The following is a 15,750-nucleotide window of genomic DNA, read 5'->3' on the forward strand; positions in this document are numbered from 1 at the left end:
TTTCTATAAAATATTCTTAATAAAAAAAGCCGGTATCGCAAGAAGTCTAATGATAAGATTTGCAATTAGGACATTTAATACCTTTATCTCTAAATTTTTGATCAATTTCATTTAAGCGTTTTTGTTTTTTGATTAATTCTGCTTCTTTTTTAACTTTTTAATAAAATTCTAAAAATTGATTATTTGTTAAACTATTTATTAATTCTGCAAGTATTTTTTCCATCAATTATTTACCTTTCTTTATATTAAAAATATACCTAATTTTAGGTATATTTTATAAATATCAAGAGTTTTCGACAAAATTAAATAAAATTTCTATATTTTATAAGGGTTTTTGACTTTATCAAGAGTTTTCGACAAAATTAAAAGGAAAAATTAAATAAAATATTTTGTTTTCCGTTATAATATAAAAAGATGGATTTAGAAGAAAGAGGAGAAAATAATGAAACGAAATGAAGCATCACCACAATATAAATGAGATTTTAGTCATTTATATCAGAATCATGAGGCTTGAAAAAAAGATTTAGCAAAAATTGTAAAAAAATTAGAAGAAATTATTAGCTTTAAAGGAAAATTAAATCAAGCAACAACTTTTAAAAAATATATTTTATTAGACGAAGAAATTGACTTAATTGCCAATAAAATGGCGCAATATCTTCACATGGGAGATATTGATACAACTGACTTATCATATCAAGAATTGGGCGGAATTTATTCAAATACTTTAAATCAAATTGCAAGTCAATTAGCTTTTGTTGCACCAGAATTAAAAGCAATTGGAGAAAAAACAATTATGACATGACTTAAAGAAGACTCTGACCTTCATGCGCATGAATATAGTTACCGTAAGTTTTTTAAAAGTGCAAAATATATTTTGTCAGAACGTGATGAAGAGATTTTAGCATTAGTAACACGATCACGAAACCTTGCTTATGATTTATATGATTTATTGGCATATGCTGATAAAAAACCAATATTTATTGATTATCAAGGGAAGAAAATAGAATTAACAAATTCAATACATAGTGAAATTATGGAAAAATCAGACCCATTAGCGGATCAAGAACTTCGAATTAAGACAGCACAATTATTTACTAAGCATTTAGTTGATAAAAAACATTCTTTTGCCCGAATTTATGAAGGAATTATTCAACAGAGTGTTGAGTCGGTACATTTACGCGGTTATAAAAACACTTTGCAAGCGTCATTGAGTAATGATGATGTTTCTGAAGAAATTTATACTAGTTTAATTAAATATGGTTGTGAAAATAGCCATTTATTTGTTCAATATAATGAACTATTAAAAAAATATTTTAAATTTAAAAAGTTTTATCCAACTGATCGTAGTTTAAAATTAGTGACAAATATTGCTTCATTGGATAAAAAATATACTGTTGAAGATGCAAAGAAAATGATTCGTGAATCACTGCAATTATTAGGTGATGAATATTTAAAGCAATTAGAATTAGTATGAAGTGATCATCGCATTGATTATTTTGAAGATACTAATAAACGTAATGGTGCTTATTCATCGGGTGGTTCTGGTGTTGAACCAATTATTTTAATGAATTGAGATGATACAATTGGGTCAGTTAATATCTTAGCACATGAAGCGGGTCATTCAGTCCATACCTTATTAGCAGATTTAAATAATAAATATCCATTGAATAATTATCCAATTATTTTAGCGGAAGTTGCTTCAACAGTTAATGAGCATTTATTATTTGATTATTTATATAAAAATGCGGTAAGCAAAGAGGAAAAAATTTATTTATTACAAAATCGAATTGATGAAATTATGGCAACATTCTTTCGCCAAATTCATTTTGCTGATTTTGAATGAACAGCCCACAAAATGGTTGAAAATAATGAACCATTAGATGCGGATAAATTAGCCGATCTTTTTGTTCAAAAAGCTGATGAGTTTGGGTATACTGTTTTTGATAAATATGAACCACAAAAAAAAACATATGGTTGACCACGAATTTTACATTTCTTTAATTCACCATATTATGTTTATAAATACGCCACATGTATTGTTGCTTCTTTTAAATTGTATAATGATGTTATTAATGGACATCCAGAGCATTTATTGAATTTTTTAAAACAAGGTGGTCGTAAAGAACCATTAGCAATTTTAAAAGATATTGGGATTGATTATACTGATCCGAATGTTTATAGTGGCTTGTTGATAAAGTTAACAGAAATGATTGATAATCTTACCGAATTATTAAACTAATTTGATTTTAATTTCTGAATTGTAAATATATTCTTTAATTTTGTCGAAAACTCTTGATAAAGGCAAAAAAAATCATCAATATGACAATTTGAAAACGAATTTGATGGAAGATTATTATTGTTCTTTAACTTTTTTAGATGTTAAAGAACAATAATAATCTTCCACCATAATGTCCTTATCTTGTGATAATTTCGTAATAGTTATCTAGCAAAAATTTCGCAACCATTTAAAATTAAAAATGGTGATAACAATGGAAAGAAAACTAACAATGAAAGAACAACATAAATACAAAACAATTGAAAAAATTATTAACAATAAAATATCAAAGCAAAGAGCTGTAAATATTTTACACTTATCAATTCGTCGCATTGAACAACTTATAAAACTTTATGATCCACAAAATAGTCAATCATTTGCTCACCATTCTCGTGGAAGGATAGCTCACAATAAAACAAATCCACAAATTTGTGAAAAGATTATAAATTTATATAAAACTAAATATATTGGCTTTAATTTTACTCATTTCAAAGAAAAATTAATCGAAAATGAAGGAATAAACATTTCATATTCAGTTTTATACAAATTAATGTCCTTAAATGCTGAATTATACTTGTAAGTGCAAGTAAATAAAATTGCAAAAAATCTCATATAAAAATTTTATGATGCTAAGTTTATTTTAGAAAAAATAAAGCAAGGAGTTTTTATATGGGATATAAACATCTTGGCATAGATGAAAGAATTTATATTGAGAATCAATTGAAGTTTAAAATAAAAATTAGTGAAATAGCTAAAAATATTAATCGAAGTATTAGTACTATTATTCGAGAAGTTAATAGAAATAAAGATAATAATCATTATTTTTCATTAATTGCACAAAATAAAGCAGAAAATAGAAAACAATCACATATTTATTTTCATAAGTTTAAAAATAGAGAATTAGTAAAATATGTACAACAAAAATTATTATTAGGTTGATCACCCGAACAAATTTATGGCAGAATTAAAAATTTTCATAAAGAATGAATTATTAGTTTTAAAACAATTTACAATTGAATTTATTCTGGATTACTTGAAAAAGTTACTAATAAAAATTTAAGAAGAAAAGGTAAGAAACGAAAATATCAAGAAAATCGGGGTAAATTTAATGGTAAATCAATTAAAGAACGAAATGCTAATGTTAATAATCGCGTAACTCTTGGTCATTGAGAAGGTGATACCGTAGTATCATCACGAGGTAAAAGTAAATCATGTTTAATAACTTTAGTTGAAAGAACATCAAGATTTACTTTAGCAATATTAGTTGAAAATAGAACTACTAAAGTTATTAACGAAAATATTAGCCATTATTTATCAATTCTTCCAAATAATCTTGTTAAGACTATAACATTTGATCGTGGTAAAGAATTTGCTAATTGACAACAACTTGAAAAAAATTTAAATGTGAAAATTTATTTTGCTAATGCATATTCACCCTGACAAAGAGGTACTAATGAAAATACTAATGGTTTAATTAGAGAAAAATTTCCTAAAAAATTTAATTTTTCAAATACTACTAAAAATGCAGTTCATAAATTTATATTGTCTTTAAACCAAAGACCAAGAAAAATACTAAATTATCTTTCGCCAATCGAATATTTGGTTAGAAAAATAATTTAGTTGCACTTAACTTTACAATTTGGCAATAAAACTTATACTATTATTTTTAACCGCTTGTCCTATCCTTTTTCGAAAATCTGCTGTATATTTATTAAATTTTTGTCCTTTTCTTGCCATATAAAAATGCACCTCCTTTAAAAGTTTAGCAAAGACTTTTTTTCTTTACTTACTTTTTTGGGTGCAGTCTAATTCAGGAATTATAAAAAAACAATCTCACAAGAATTGTTTTTTTCCGATTCATCGTACACAACGCCACATGACAATCAATAATTTCAACGTTTGATAATCCCTCCGTGATATATTTTAAATATTATTACTATTTTTTAAATCAAGAATAATTTGTTGACAAAGATCATTAAATTGTGCATAATGAAATGAATATCAATGAACATTTTTTAATTGATGTTTAAACCATGTTATTTGTTTTTTAGCATAAATCTTATTAGCTTGTACCATTGCATCTAATGTTGCTTCATGTGAAAGTTCACCGTTTAAATAACGAACAATTTCCGGACAACCAATAATTTTCATACTTTGCTTGGTTAAATCATAGTCACAATACTCATATGCTGCAGTAACTTCGGCAAACAAACCACGCGCTGTTAATTGTAATACCCGGTCATGTAAGCGTTGGTGAAGTTCGATTTTATCGGGTAATAATCCAATAATATACGGCTCAACATACCAATCATTGTGATGATGATCATTCGATGATTTTAAAGTCCCCGTTTGGTAATAATATTCTAATGCCCGTCAAACTCGTTTGCGATTATTCGGATGAATTTTTGCACTTGCTTGTGGATCAATTGTGGCTAACTTTTCTCATAAAGTATCATTAGAAATTTGTTCATATTCTTTAACCAATTCTAAATCACGCCCCTGATCAGAAAAGCGATAGTTTTTTAATAATGCATTAATATATAAACCACTGCCCCCGACAACAATCGGAAGCTTATTTTTAGATCACAATTGCTCTAATATTTTACGTCCCTCTTGATGATAAATCTTAATTGAATAATTATCTTTTAAATCAACTGTTGATAATAAATGATGTGAAATTCCCGCTTGTTCCGCTGGTGTTATTTTATTGGTGGCAAGATTTAAACCATTAAAAATTTGGGTTGCATCAGCATTAACACACTCCCCATCCAATGTTTGGGCAATCTTAATTGATAAGTCAGTCTTACTACTCCCTGTTGGTCCAACAATTAAAATAACTTTTTTACTCATTACCAAAACCTCACTAATCTCACTATCAATTTTAGCGGATAATCCATTTTTTGCAAATTAAAAAACTAACATCAATTTGTTAGTTTTTGCTTTATCTTTAAAATAACTCTGAACCGCTTTAAATGCTTGGGTGTAGAGTTGATTTATATAGCGGTTAATAACCCCAAACACATCTTAACGTTATTATAAACGCAGAAAACTGTCCTTGCGGACAATTATATTTTATCACATTTTCTTCCTTTTCAAGAAGAATAACAAATGTAAAGATTGCGTTTCCAAAGTTGGGGAAAATAAAAAAGAAAGTTTTCATTATAATTAAGTTTGAAAAAAATTAGAAAGAAAACTATCCTATGAATATTATAACTAGAATCCAAGAGTTTTTAAACGAAAATAATAACTCTTTTATTGATTTAATTAATGAAATTAGCCCCAATATCCCTATTACAGCACTATTATCCTATTTAAACAATGAAATTAGTTCTGAAGCTTGAATACTATTTAAAAATATTTTTGAATATATTGATAACTATATTTTTAATAAGGACTGACGCAAAGCACGTTATATTCCAAAAGGATTTTATCAACGAACTTTGGTTTTTCGTAATGGTGAAGTTACTTTTAAACGACGAAAATATATCTTAAAACCAGAATTTCAAGGGGCAAAAAAACCAAAAACGGTCTTTTTACTTGATATTCAATTAGGGATTGAAAGTTATCAGCGACTTGATTATGATTTTTCGTTAGAAATAATCAGCAAATTAGGCATAAATTTTAGTTATCAAGATATTTGTAATATGTATCGGAATGCTAACATAACAAAAAAAACAATTTTTAACCTTATTAAACGGTTTGATATTAAACATTTGTTAGAACTAATGCTAGATGAACCAGATACAAAACTAAAACATGATGGGGTTATTTATATTGAAACCGATGAAGCATATCGCAATGCCATTAGTTATCAAGTCAAAAAACGATTAAAAATTAAGAAAAAAATCCGTTTAACCGTCTTTCATACTGGTTATAAAGATCCTAAAACAATACGAAAAACAATGCATAATGTCAAATTTCTAGTAACAATGACTAATGAAGTTAAAAAAATTAACTCTAAAAAATACTGACAAGGAATTAAAGAATTTATTAACTTAAATTATGAATCACCCGAGACAGCTAAAATTATTGTGCTTGGTGATGGTGCACAATATATTTCAACGGTTGAAAAACACATCAATGTTGAATTTATCATTGATCGTTTCCATGTTATTAAAAAAATTAAAGATTGTCTCCGTGGTCCACGATATTATAAACGTTATTTATTTAATAAAATTAGAAAAGCAATTCTAAAATTAAACTGAAACAAGGTTACAAAATACCTTGAATGAGCTTATCAGCTTGTTAAAACCGAAGAAGCGAAAGGAAAGTTACAAGAAATATCTAATTATTTAAGAACATACTATGGAGCAATTCAAAAATGAGAATATCAAGAAAATATTGGTTGTCGCATTGAAAGTTATATTGCTCGAATTATTAAAGTAATGTTTCGTTCAAAACCAAAAATATTTAATGAAAAAATGATTTACAAAGTAATGTTATTAAAACAATTGACAGCTAATGGGATTAATCCCTTTCAAGAACTAACAGAAATTAAAAATCTTCAAGTAAAAAATGAACAAATTACTTGAAGATGAATATTTAAAAAGATGAATAATCCAGAAGTTAAACAATATAACTTACCAATATTCACCGCTTCTACATTATCAAATACTAAAACTCTTTTAAAGAAAATAGTTTATAATTATTATTAGAACTTAATGCTGAAAACTTTTCCCCAACATTTTACACGCTACCTTCAATATGAAATGAAAGCATTTTTTAATTAAAATTCTCAGTTATCTGAAACTGTGCACAGTCTAAAAAAACTAGACTGCACCCAAAAAAGTAAGTAAAGAAAAAAAAGTCTTTGCTAAACTTTTAAAGGAGGTGCATTTTTATATGGCAAGAAAAGGACAAAAATTTAATAAATATACAGCAGATTTTCGAAAAATGATAGGACAAGAGGTTAAAAATAATAGTATAAGTTTTATTGCAAAAAAATATGCAATTAATAAAAAAACTGTTGCTTCATGGTATGAAAATTTTAAGAAAGGAATTTTAAATACCAATAAAGGTCCAAAAGAAAAAAGAGGAAAAAGAGATTTAAACTATTACAAAGTTAGGTATGAATTACTAAAAAAGCTTCATGACTTTTACAATTAAATAAAATAAAAATTGTATTTTTTATCAAAGAAAACATTAATAAATATCCACTAAATTTATTACTTGATGTAACAGATTTAAAGCGTAGTTATTGAGATAAATATAAAAATTATTCAAGTAATGGTAAGGATAGTGAACCATTAAAAAATATTGTAAAAGTCTATGAAGAAAATTTAAAACAATTTGGTTATCGTCGAATTACCAAATATTTAAAAGAAGATTATGGCATTGTTTATAATGCTAAGAAAGTATTACGAATTATGAAAGAAAATAATATTCAAGCTGAATATGTAAAGCATATGCGTAGAAAAATATTAATAAAACAAAATAGAAATAAAAATATAATTAAATATCCTGATTTAGTAAATCGTAATTTTAATGATATTAAAGAAAGATTTTCAATTTTATTTACTGATGTAACTTATTTAATTTGAAATGGTAAAAAACATTATCAATCAACAATAATTGATGGATATACTAAAGAAATTATTGATGTAAAATGATCAAAATTTAATAATAACAAACTTGTAATTGATAATTTAAATGCTGCAATTAATAAAATTAAAAAAATAAAAAAAGATCTAAATAAAACAATAATTCATTCAGATCACGGATATCAATATACATCTAAAGATTATAATAGTAAATGTTTAGATAACAAAATTATAATTTCAATGGGTAAAAATTATCATTGTGCAGACAACATTATTATTGAAAGTTTTCATTCATTACTTAAAAAAGGAACAATCCATAATAAAAATTATAAATCTCATAATGAATATATTAATGATGTTAAAAAATGAAATAAATGATATTCAAACCAAAAAGAAAAAGATATAATAAATAAAAGTTTGTAAACCTTTTTATTAATACTTACTAAACGGGGTGCAGTCTACAACAACCCTTTTTATTTAACAAGAGTTGTTTTTTTGCCGCTTCATCGTACATGATACAAATTAATAAATTATTTTTAGTGTGCTTAAATGTACTTAAAATGAAATGAGATAACAAAAAAATATTTTTTTTGAAAAAATACTTGCAATTTATTAAAAATATTTTATTATTAATTTAACAAGATATAAATTTGCCGTTTGTATCTACACAGCGCCTAATTTTAAAAAAAGCATAAAATATGAATAGAGTGATGCAAGAAGAAAAGAGGCGTTAGAAATGAATTTGGAATTAAATGCATTAATTAATGGTGAATTAGTAAACAATGGGGATTGATTAAAAATAATTTCACCAATTAATAATAAACCGTATGGTCGTGTTCCAGCTTTAAAAGAGAAAGAAATTAATGAAGCTTTTAAAACAGCGCGCCAAGCGCAAAAAGGATGAGCAAAATTAACCTTATTTGAACGAATTAGTTATCTTCGTAAATGAGCAGAATTATTAGCGAGTCATAAAACCGAACTTGCTAAAATTATGGCGTATGAAGTTGGGAAAAGTTTAAAAGATGGACAAGTAGAAGTAGAACGTAGTATTGAATATATTGATTATACAATTGAAGAAGCAAAACGAATTTTTCCTGAAACATTAACTGGTGATGGTTGAAATGTTAAAAACAAAATGGGAATTTTTTCGCGCGTTCCAAAAGGTGTTGTTTTAGCAATTTCCCCGTTTAATTATCCGGTTAATTTAAGTGTTGCTAAAATTGCCCCAAGTTTGGTGGTAGGAAATAGTGTTGTCTTTAAACCAGCAACAAATGGTAGTTTAACAGGGTTATATATGGCAAAGTTAGCCCATGAAGTTGGCTTTCCAAAAGGTGTTTTTAATGTAGTAACTGGACGTGGCCGTGATATTGGTGATTTATTAGTTTTAAATCCTGAAATTAATGTTATTTCCTTTACTGGGTCAGTTGCCGTTGGTAATCATATTCGGACATTAGGACATAGTAAAGACTTAGTATTAGAATTAGGAGGGAAAGATCCCGCTTTAGTATTGAAAGATGCTGATTTAACAAAAGCAGTAAAAGAGATTATTGCTGGAGCTTATGCTTATTCTGGGCAACGTTGTACGGCCATAAAACGTGTATTCATTGATGAAACTGTTGCGGATGAATTAGTAAAATTATTAAAAACAGAAGTTAGCAAGTTGGAAGCAGGTTCGCCATTAGATAATAAGGCCATTATCCCAGTGATTGATTTAAAAGCAGCTGAATTTGTCCAAGAATTAATTGATGATGCTTTAGCCAAAAAAGCAACATTAGTTATTGGCAATGAACGAAAAGATAACTTACTTAGTGCAACTTTAATTGATCATGTTACCCCAGCAATGCGCTTAGCATGAGAAGAACCATTTGGGCCAGTTTTACCAATTATTCGTTGTAAAAATGTCGCGGAAATGATTACTTTAGCAAATGAATCAAACTTTAAATTACAAGCATGTATCTTTACGAAAAATATTAATGCCGCTTTTAATATTGCAAATAAATTAGAAACGGGAACAGTAAATATTAATGGACGAACACAACGTGGTCCTGATTCTTTCCCATTTTTAGGAATTCATGATTCAGGACAAGGGGTCCAAGGAATTCGAGAAACAATTAATTCCGTTACTCGTTTTAAAGGGTTAGTAATTAATTATTAACTTTTCTTTTAAAACCTAATTTTAATTTTGTCGAAAACTCTTGATAAAGTCAAAAACCCTTATAAAATATAGATATTTTAAAGAAATATATTTTATAAAAAACCCAATAAAATAAGGATTTTATTAAAATATCAAGAGTTTTCTGAAAAATTAAAGATTAATTGCATATTTTTTTGCAATAAAAATTATACTATTATTTTTAACCTCTTGTCCTATCAGTTTTCGAAAATCTGCTGTATATTTATTAAATTTTTGTCCTTTTCTTGCCATATAAAAACGCACCTCCTTTAAAGTTTAGCAAAGACTTTTTTTCTTTACTTACTTTTTGGGGTGCAGTCTAAAAAAACATTTATAAAATATAGAAATTTGTAAAAAGTCCATTTTATTAAAAACCCAATAAAATAAAGGTCTTATTAAAATATTAAATATTAAATATCAAGAGTTTTCGACAAAATTAAAGTTATTATTTATTATTTAATAAACATATCTTTAAAATCATCTAATGATAAATACGGATCAGTAATTTTTTGATTATTCATAAATTCAATAATCCGATTAAGTTTAATATTAAAAATATAATAAGCTGCATCACTAACATCAATGATTTTTTTATCAATTAAAATTATTTTTAATAAATAATTAGTAACATCTTGCTATGTAATATTTGGGTTTAATAACTTTAAATCAACTGTCTTCAAACTAATCATTTTTAAAACATACTGAATAATTTGTTGTTGTTCCTTTTGATGACTTTGAGTCATATTTACACCTTACCTTAATTACATTTATAATTATAACTAAGTTATTAAAAAATTTAAAAATTATGTTAAATTTTTCAAAAATTCAATTGCATTTTCCTGGCAAAAGTTATGAAGCAACATTTTTATTAGACTTCTTGCGATACTATGATAATCATTGCAAATTAATTCATAAAGAAAAAATACAAATAGGAATTTATACCTCTTATTAATTTAATTCTTATAGCCTTTATAAGCGATGCATTATTTTGGCACAACAAAAAATGATTTTATTATTTAAAGTTAATTTTCATTCAACTTCTTGTCTTATTTATAATAACAATTGAAAATTATAGATTGAAGCAATTAAATTAAATCTTAAAGCAAATCTTTTTCTACGATTGCGATATTTTTCAGTAATAATTTTAAATTTTTTAAGGATATCAAAAACATTTTCAATAACGATTCTCATTTGTGAAATTAGTTTATTATGCTGTTTTTGTTCGTTATTTAAAGGTTTTTGCTTTGTTTTTTTATGCGGAATCAAAACATTCCGATACATTTTTTGCAAGCCTTGATAACCTGTATCAACTATTACTTTGCTAGCTTTTAAAAGCGGTATTTTTGCTTCTTTAAATAAACGAAAATCATCGGTTTTACCACAAGCAAAATTTGTTGCAATAATAGTTTTGTTTTCTTTTTCGATGATTATTTGTGTTTTGATAGTATGTTTTTTCTTTTTTTCGGAATAGTATTTTTTTTGTCTTTTTTTGGGCGTTGGATTGCTGTTTCGGTTGCATCAATAATAATTGTTTTATCATTAAAATATTTATTTATTAATGTTTTTTGCCCATCAAGTTGTTGAAAGTCAGGATGTTTAATTAAAGTGTTTTCAATTCATTTGATATTACGATAACAATTACTCTCACTAATGCCAAAACTTTTGTCAAGATGAAAATAAGTGTGGTATTCTCTTCAATATGATAAAGTCATTAATAAACGATTTTCTAATGATAATTTATTATCTTTTCCGCCTTTTTTAAATTTTTTTAACTCGGCTTCTTTTAAAATATCTAACATTTTATTAAAAGTATTTTGTTTTATTCCTGTTAATAGTAATAATTGGATTGGCAACCCTTTTTAGGACACTTTTTATATGGACTGTTGTTTTCTAAATTCAACAGGTGTTAAATAATTTAAACTACCATGAATTCGAATGTTGTTATATCAATGCACAAAGTCAAATAATTTGTATTTTAATTGGGTTAAATTTATAAATTTTTGCCCCTTGATAAATTCCGTTTTAAAACTTTTGTAAGTTGTTTCAGCTACAGCATTATCGTATGGACAGCCTTTATTGCTTAATGATCGTTTGATGTTAAAAGTATTTAAGATATTATCAATGATTTTATTTTTAAATTCATTACCCCGGTCAGTATGAAATAACGTAATTTGATTTAATGGTCTTGTAATTGAATAAAAGGCTTTTTGTCCTAGTTGGGCTGTTTTGTTTGTCCCGGCACTATAGCCAATTATTTCACGATTAAACAAGTCAATTAATAAACAAATATAATGTCATTTAGCACCAACTTGAACATATGTTAAATCACTAACAACAACTTCATTTGGTTGTTTATTATTAAATTCACGGTTTAAAACGTTGCTAATTTCGTCGTTATTAACCATTGACTTATGATTACGATATTTTAATTTGGTGTATTTAGATACTAACTGATTTTTAATCATAATTTGGCGAATTTTTCTTCGCGATAAGATAATATCTTTTCTGGTTAAAATAGCTTTAATTTTACGAGCTCCATAAATTTTGCGACTAGCATTAAATGCACTGATAACTTCTTGTTCATAATTATTAACATCAACCGTAGCGTATTTATTAATTTGATAGTAATATGTTGATTTTGCTATCTTTAATATTTGACCCATTTTTCGCACGGAATATTTTTCTTTATTATTGTTAATAATTTCTATTTTTTGCCAATTATCAGTGCCGCTTGCTTTAAAATGTCGTTTTCCATTCGTAATTGGATTAATTCTTTCCACAAGGCAATCAGTTCATTTTCTTCAACAGTGCGGTTATCTTTTGCTTTAAAAGATCCATAATTATTTAATTTTTCAATTCACTGATATACGGCTGATTTTGACATCCCATATTCCTTAAAAATTTCAAGAATGGTTTTACCATTTTGATAAAGTAAAACAATTTGTTTTTTAAATTCATCGGTGTATGAATTTCTTCCAATTTTTATATTCCTACTTTCTTCATAATTATATTTTATTTGAAAGTCCACATAAATATGGTCCAACTTATTGTAACCTATCCAATCATAGTGTCGCAAGAAGTCTAATAAATGTTTCATCGATTTGTATTTGGCCATTTAATTTTTTAAATTTTAATTAAGTATTTTATAATCGTCAAAAATTAATGCAATCAAAACAATTATAAAATACTTAATTAAAATTTAAAAAATTAAATGGCCAAATACAAATCGATGAAACATTTATTAAAGAAATCCATAAAGGTAATTTTAAAAATAAATTTGATAAACGAAAAACTAATCTTGATCCATTTTCCACTAACACTAAATGTTGTATTCAAATGGCGGTTGATACTAATAATAATATTTTTGTTCAATCCACTAATACCAAACGATTACAAAAACAGTGAATTATTGAAAATATGAATACAAAATTAATTAACAAAAATTCCATTATTATTTCTAATATGCAACCATTATATTTATTAGTAGCAAAACAAACAAGTTCTACTTTATATGCCACTAAAACTAGGATAAATCCTGATGCCAGTTATCGAAAATTAAATAAAATTAGTAAATTACAAGCAAGTCTTAAAGAAGCCTTGGTTCATTATCATGGTTTAGGTTTTACTAACATTCAAAATTATTTAAATCTCTGAAAATGAAAATACCAACACAAAGGTTTAACACCAAACCAACAAGCAACGGTATTATATTTTAACATCTAAAAAAGTTAAAGAACAATAATAATCTTCCATCAAATTCGTTTTCAAATTGTCATATTGATGATTTTTTTTACTTTATCAAGAGTTTTCAACAAAATTAAAGAACAAAATTAAAAAGAAATTTTAATAGTTTATTATATAATATATATAGAATTAGAGGCAAGAGATATGTTTAAATGATGAAGACGAAAAAAAACCGATGCAAGAATAGTAAATTTAGCAACAGTTAATACTTTTGATGACGAAATTGAAGGATTTAGCGGGATTATTTTTATCGATGAACCATTTACAAATGATTTAGCTAAATCAATAACACCAACAAAATCACCAAATTCGGAAATAAAAGATAATGAAGAACAAGAGTTAAAACAAGAATCAAAAGATGTTAACAATATCCATTATCTTGTGCAAAATGCTCGTCATCAAATCAATAAATACAAAGAAAAAAATAATGTGAATGAACATGAAAATTTATTAGAACGCTTAGAACAATTAAAAAATTTATGTGATAGTTCCCAAATCCAACCAAATGAATTTCAACAAATGTTAAATCGTATTAAAGAACGTAATTTTAATGATCGTATGACATATATTATGGAACGAATTAAAATTTTTCATCGTGATGATGATAAATTAGAATTAAACCAAAATGGTGAACCATTAGAAGTAAAAAAGAATAACAAAGTAGGGAAAAAAAATAAAATTACAATTACTGGCGATAAAGAAGAAATTACGAGTTTAAAACAAAAATTACCAAATAATCCTTTGAATAATATTGAGGAAAAAGATAATCTTACCATTACTTTATCTGTTGAACAATTTCAACAAGTTGTTCGTGATACAGTGGAAGATGTTTTAGTTGAGTTGGGAATTAAAAATAAAGATGAATAATTTTCCCTTTATTTTTGTTTATTTTAATTTTAGATTGGAGAGGAAAAATCGATGAAAATAGCTTTATTTGGTGGTAGTTTTGATCCTTTTCATACTGATCATTTAACAATGATTAATCTTGTTAAAACAAAAACAGATATTGATGAAATTTGAATTATTCCAACAAATCAAAATCCGTTTAAAACACGGAAACTATCACCAGTTAATGATCGTCTTGCAATGATTACTTTAGCAGTTAGTAGTTTACCATATGTTAAAATTAATGCGATTGAATTAGAAAATAAAAAGCCTAGCACTACTTATGATACTGTTTTAAAATTACAACACCAATTTCCTAATCATCAATTTTATTTTATGATTGGGTCTGATCAGTTGGCGACGTTAGATAAATGAAATAATATTGAGGAATTAACAAAAATGCAAACTTTTATTATTTTTCAGCGAAATGAAAAGATTGATCAAGCAATTTTAAAACAATATCAACCAATTTTAATTCCATTTCATGATAATTTAAATTTATCATCAACAATGTTACGCGAAGGAAAAAATATAGCTTTGCAATTACCAATGATTACTAATTATATTAATAATAATTTATTATATTTGCCAGAACGTTTAAAACAAAATATGGATGCGAAACGCTATCAACATTGTTTAAATGTTGGTCAAAAAGCACAAGAATTAGCGTTAATTTATCATTTAGATCCGCAAAAAGCTTTAATTTCCGGGACTTATCATGATGTCACAAAACAATGAACAGAAGAAAAACAACAGGCGTATTTAAAAAAATATTTACCATCTTTTTTATCAGAGCCCTTGCCAACGTGACACTCTTATACTGATTATTGTCATTTAAAATATGATTTATTATTTATTGATGAAGAAATTTTATCAGCAGTTAAGTGACATACTGTTGGTTGACCACAGATGACAATGTTTGAAATGTTAATATTTGTTGCTGATAAAATTAGTTGTGAACGAGATTATCCGAAGATTGATTATTATCGAACATTAGCCCAACAAGATTTAAAAAAAGCATTTCAAGAATTGTTAGTCGCTCAATTTGAGTGAGCAGTGGCTCAACATGGTCTTGAACATTTAGGAAAGAACATTCAATTAACTTATCAACATTGGAGAGAGGATAAATAAAG

At 26.1% G+C, this 15,750-nt stretch carries 13 protein-coding genes; 10 read left to right on the forward strand and 3 right to left on the reverse strand.

Features of this window, described 5'->3' with window-relative positions; genetic code table 4:
- Positions 1–442 precede the first annotated feature (442 nt).
- The 3 genes from pepF to ACQH23_RS07970 all read left to right on the forward strand — a co-directional run bounded on the left by pepF (position 443) and on the right by ACQH23_RS07970 (position 3,895).
- Positions 443–2,239, forward strand: a complete 1,797-nt coding sequence (gene pepF / locus ACQH23_RS07960; protein WP_425377911.1) for an oligoendopeptidase F — start codon at positions 443–445, stop codon at positions 2,237–2,239.
- 268 nt (positions 2,240–2,507) lie between these two features.
- Positions 2,508–2,855 (forward strand): hypothetical protein, encoded by a 348-nt coding sequence (locus ACQH23_RS07965; protein WP_425377912.1) that lies wholly within the window; start codon positions 2,508–2,510, stop codon positions 2,853–2,855.
- Between the two features lie 89 nt (positions 2,856–2,944).
- Complete coding sequence (locus ACQH23_RS07970) at positions 2,945–3,895, forward strand: IS30 family transposase (RefSeq protein ID WP_425377913.1); 951 nt, start codon at positions 2,945–2,947, stop codon at positions 3,893–3,895.
- Positions 3,896–4,198: 303 nt separating this feature from the next.
- On the opposite strand, the gene miaA is transcribed toward ACQH23_RS07970, so the two are convergent.
- Entirely contained in the window at positions 4,199–5,125 is a 927-nt protein-coding gene (gene miaA / locus ACQH23_RS07975; protein WP_425377914.1) for a tRNA (adenosine(37)-N6)-dimethylallyltransferase MiaA, read from the reverse strand.
- 350 nt (positions 5,126–5,475) lie between these two features.
- On the opposite strand from miaA, the gene ACQH23_RS07980 reads away from it, so the two are divergent.
- The 4 genes from ACQH23_RS07980 to ACQH23_RS07995 all read left to right on the forward strand — a co-directional run bounded on the left by ACQH23_RS07980 (position 5,476) and on the right by ACQH23_RS07995 (position 9,970).
- Entirely contained in the window at positions 5,476–6,930 is a 1,455-nt protein-coding gene (locus ACQH23_RS07980; RefSeq protein ID WP_425377915.1) for an Mbov_0401 family ICE element transposase-like protein, read from the forward strand.
- A gap of 187 nt (positions 6,931–7,117) precedes the next feature.
- Positions 7,118–7,381: a transposase family protein gene (locus ACQH23_RS07985; RefSeq protein WP_425377916.1), complete on the forward strand. Its 264-nt coding sequence runs from the start codon at positions 7,118–7,120 to the stop codon at positions 7,379–7,381.
- 260 nt (positions 7,382–7,641) lie between these two features.
- Complete coding sequence (locus tag ACQH23_RS07990; protein ID WP_425377917.1) at positions 7,642–8,238, forward strand: DDE-type integrase/transposase/recombinase; 597 nt, start codon at positions 7,642–7,644, stop codon at positions 8,236–8,238.
- Positions 8,239–8,551: 313 nt separating this feature from the next.
- Positions 8,552–9,970 (forward strand): NADP-dependent glyceraldehyde-3-phosphate dehydrogenase, encoded by a 1,419-nt coding sequence (locus ACQH23_RS07995; RefSeq protein WP_425377918.1) that lies wholly within the window; start codon positions 8,552–8,554, stop codon positions 9,968–9,970.
- Positions 9,971–11,038: 1,068 nt separating this feature from the next.
- Here the strand turns inward: ACQH23_RS07995 and ACQH23_RS08000 are convergent.
- Positions 11,039–11,841 (reverse strand): IS5 family transposase gene (locus ACQH23_RS08000; protein ID WP_425377919.1). Its coding sequence is split into 2 segments (ribosomal slippage): positions 11,039–11,472 and positions 11,472–11,841, totalling 804 coding nucleotides; the frame shifts between segments, so codons are not numbered across the junction.
- A gap of 18 nt (positions 11,842–11,859) precedes the next feature.
- A protein-coding gene (locus ACQH23_RS08005) for an IS3 family transposase (RefSeq protein WP_425379331.1) occupies positions 11,860–12,974 on the reverse strand; the annotation gives its coding sequence in 2 pieces (ribosomal slippage) (positions 11,860–12,728 and positions 12,728–12,974; 1,116 coding nt in all).
- A 350-nt stretch (positions 12,975–13,324) separates the two neighbouring features.
- Here ACQH23_RS08005 and ACQH23_RS08010 point away from each other — a divergent pair.
- From ACQH23_RS08010 to ACQH23_RS08020, 3 genes are all read left to right on the forward strand, one after another.
- Positions 13,325–13,711 (forward strand): hypothetical protein, encoded by a 387-nt coding sequence (locus ACQH23_RS08010; protein WP_425377920.1) that lies wholly within the window; start codon positions 13,325–13,327, stop codon positions 13,709–13,711.
- 165 nt (positions 13,712–13,876) lie between these two features.
- Positions 13,877–14,599, forward strand: coding sequence for a hypothetical protein (locus ACQH23_RS08015; RefSeq protein WP_425377921.1), 723 nt, complete (start codon positions 13,877–13,879; stop codon positions 14,597–14,599).
- 51 nt (positions 14,600–14,650) lie between these two features.
- Positions 14,651–15,748: a nicotinate-nucleotide adenylyltransferase gene (locus ACQH23_RS08020; protein ID WP_425377922.1), complete on the forward strand. Its 1,098-nt coding sequence runs from the start codon at positions 14,651–14,653 to the stop codon at positions 15,746–15,748.
- Positions 15,749–15,750: the final 2 nt, after the last annotated feature.

It is taken from the genome of Spiroplasma endosymbiont of Polydrusus pterygomalis (assembly GCF_964030635.1).
Classification (GTDB): Bacteria; Bacillota_I; Bacilli_A; order Mycoplasmatales; family Mycoplasmataceae; genus Spiroplasma.